This is a genomic window from Okeania sp. SIO2B9, from assembly GCF_010672505.1.
Classification (GTDB): Bacteria; Cyanobacteriota; Cyanobacteriia; order Cyanobacteriales; family Microcoleaceae; genus Okeania; species Okeania hirsuta.
This window is the reverse complement of record NZ_JAAHGK010000816.1, coordinates 1-3,563: the sequence shown is the minus strand read 5'-3', so window position 1 is coordinate 3,563 and position 3,563 is coordinate 1. Positions and strand designations below refer to the sequence as shown.

Annotated in this window: 1 protein-coding gene and 1 pseudogene; both read right to left on the bottom strand. The window is 37.5% G+C overall.

The window, feature by feature from the left end; genetic code table 11:
- A partial coding sequence (locus F6K13_RS23860) for a cyclic nucleotide-binding domain-containing protein (RefSeq protein ID WP_287288590.1) occupies positions 1–330 on the bottom strand: 330 nt, incomplete at its 3' end.
- Between the two features lie 1,229 nt (positions 331–1,559).
- Positions 1,560–3,563 (bottom strand): annotated as a pseudogene (locus F6K13_RS23855) (HEAT repeat domain-containing protein); the annotation flags it as partial.

Sequence of the window (3,563 nt, the reverse complement as noted above, 5' to 3'; positions counted from 1 at the left end):
AAGTTGCATTTGAGTTAACATCAAACATTCACAAATTTCTAAAGTAGTTACAGAAGCAGAACGAGGTTCAGCATCAAACAAAGACATTTCACCAAAACAAGCTCCTTGTTCTAACCTTGCTAACTCCCTGTCTGCCAAATGAACTCTAACTTTACCAGATACCACAATATAAAGAGACCTTCCCTCTTGCCCTTCAGTAAAAATGCTATAACTACTAGGGAAAGATAGCTCATCCATAACAGAAGCTAAACGTACTAAGAAATCATCTCTTAATTCTCTAAAAATTGGGACAGCTCTAATAAATAAAAGACGCTCTACACTTGTCAGCATAACATTTACACCCTTCCCTTTGGTGAATAAACAAATTTAATAATCACGTTTTATTGAGCAAATTTTAATGGTTAATAATGTTCAGATAACATTTGATAGATGACCTTGCATTTCTTTAGTTTACACTATCCCATAATTAAAATTAATCATATCAATAGACTTTTTGTACAAGTCACCTAAAAGGTAAACAGAAGTATTTGAAAAAAAAGGGAAAAGAGATTTAATTTTTATACTTGCTGCAAGTTATCAGAAGTATCTGGTATATATACAAAATTGGTGTTGCATATTATGGAATGATATTGCCAAAAAATAGTTTAGACTTTGACTAAAAAAAACCTAACATTAATCATTACAGGAATTGATTAATCCAAAATCCTGTTCATCAAAAATCTCAAATCATACCAAATCTACCCTAGTAAGAGGGTATAAAAAAAATGGTAGTTTTATACGATACATAGGATTGAGAGATAAGACAAGCCTTTTTTTATACCCGGATTTGGTATTATTCGTCACTGTACAACGCCACAAAATTAATTTACAGCGCTTTTCATTTAAGTAGACTACAAAATTATTTTTGCTTAGGGGATAGAGAAAATGGAGTAGCGGCGCGACCCCACGGGGTGCGACAGACGCAAGCGGTTGGAATCCGGCGAGGTCTCCTCGCCATGAGAATGTCAACCAAGAGAGGGAATGCGCACCAACAGAGGCAGTAGAAAAATGCTTTGGCCACTGTAGTCTATCTATGTGAAAACCCTTATAATACCAAATTGATAAATATTTGCTACAAATAAATAGGTTATTTCTTAGGAGTCAACCCACCCCTCGCCCCTCCCCCTCCCAGGAGGGGAAGTCAGGAGTCAGGTAGGGGAGCTGTCAGATTGGCGACTTACAGAATAAATAGCTTTGATACCATTTATTAGGTCAGAATTGATATTTTTACTTCAAGGGACATCTCCTATAAAGTCATTTAATTGCCCTGATTATTCGTAACATTCTTTTTCCAAATTGGTATAATTCATAACCGAAGTAGGCAAAATCGGCACAGAAAATGTATCTCTAGTTATTAGTAGATTATAGGCTAATTACCTCAATAACCAAATCTACTTTAGGGAGAGACTTTGATTTTTTTGAAAATTATTTTAGTCAAGTAGATTGAGTATTCTTATAGTAGATATACAAACAAATTTGCCTATCTACTTATCCAAATTACGATAACTACCCTGCTATTGTTAACCAATACCAAATTCAACAATCATTTGTTCTACTTGAGCAGCTACCAGAGGATCTGGGTCACTTCTCAAATTAGGTAATAATTCAACCAAAGCACGTTGAGATGCCATCCGTAAATAAGCTAAAGCCGCCTCCCGCACAAAACCTGTAGGATGACGCAAACAAACTAAAGTTTGCTCTGCAGTTAAACCCCAACGAGCTGCACGAGCCATCTGCAAACAACAAGCCAAAGCCCAATCAGAAAGAAAATGACGTAAATTTAACAGATGCCGTAAACGTTCGCTAGGAGCCATTAGTTTATAAACCACCATCTCAGACAAACTACTTAACTTTTCCTCATAACTGTTTTGATCCAAAATATCAATCAGCGATCGCTTACAGGAAATATCTACAGTATTATCTAAAATCTCTAAACCACGGGCTAAATTTGAACGTGAGTCAGACTTAATATTAAAAGCTGCTGCCTGAATAGCTCCCAATGGATAGAGAAACTTCATTAATAAGAAACACCGTTCTATAGCATCTAACTCCAGCAATTTTAATGCCCGAAGTAACATTTGCGTATAATCAGTACTCAGTTTTCCATTAACCTCCTCTACGATAGGAGATAAAGTAGTAGTAGAAGTCATATCCACCCTAGACAAATCTACTATACCTGCATAAACTTGCCCCATAAACATCAACTCTTGCTCAATTAAAATTTCTACACCGCTACGACCTACCCGTTCAAGTACCCCCTCAATTCCAACTTCCCCTGGCATTGTCAACAATCTTCGCAGAATATTACGGCGTGTTATACCCCAGGTAGTCATCATTCTGTTTACCAGAGCATCCAGCGCTTCAATTGTACCAATTTCACCAATAGCATTCCAAGCCTGTAATCTGACCAAATCTGACTTATGAGAATCATCTGCCAACTTTACCAACATCGGAATCCCATCATTACCTAACCTCACCAATGCTTGTAACGCAGCTTCCCGAGTAGATTTGTAAGACAAACCTCGCAATAAAGAGGGGTAGTAGCTTTCCAAACGAGTAGCAGCAATTACATCCATGCAATACTTTCGCACTCGTAACGATTCATCCTGTAATAAACTAGGGACATACAATCGTAATCCTTGCAAATAATCTGCTTCCCCCAAAGCACGAACGCCCATAACTCTTTCTTTTTCTAGTTTGGAAGTAATCATCCTGCGTAAAACATTAGTAGCTTCAGCTTTTTGCCCTCGATCGCCTCGACGCATAATTAAAGCTGCGGCAGTACCTCTTACCACTGGATCTACTGAAGGTTGTAAATAAGGTCGTATTTGATTAATCTCTGGCTCTGATTCTGTCAGCCAAATATAGCGTAAAGCCAAAGCCAATACTTCTGGTGGTATAGATGTCTGAACTAGGGAACGTAGTTGTTCGAGATAAGTTGGGTTAGGATGATTCAACATTACTTCGAGACTTTGACGTTGTAATTCAGATGACATAACCGGCAAAAGTGGAGCCAGTATTTCCCCTACATTTTTTTTATCTATTTGACTAAGTAACTCAATGCAGGAACGTTTATCTTCTTCTGCTGTACCTTTTTGCAAAGTTTCTACTACCGAGCGCTTCAATGCCCGCATATCTACATCCAAAACACCAAGTCTTCCTTTACCAGCGCTTCTTACTAGCAAGCCAATATATTGGCTTCTAATTAACCATATTACTCCCAACCATACGAAACCAGATATCAGAATTGCTATTACAAATATCAGACCCTGCTGGTCTTGAAACCCACTGTGACTAGGATTTAATATTAATCTACATAACCAGAGAATTGCTAGTATTATTAATCCACTCAAGCCTGTAGAAAATGGTTCTGCCACCCCATTTACCATTGTTTGAACATCACTGCGAATATTTTCAGGCAGAGGTTGGAATAAAACAGGTCCAGTAGTTTCAATCAATGTATAGTGTAGTAACTCATCTAAAAATCTCAGAATTACTAATCCGATAAATACTGAAAATAATCA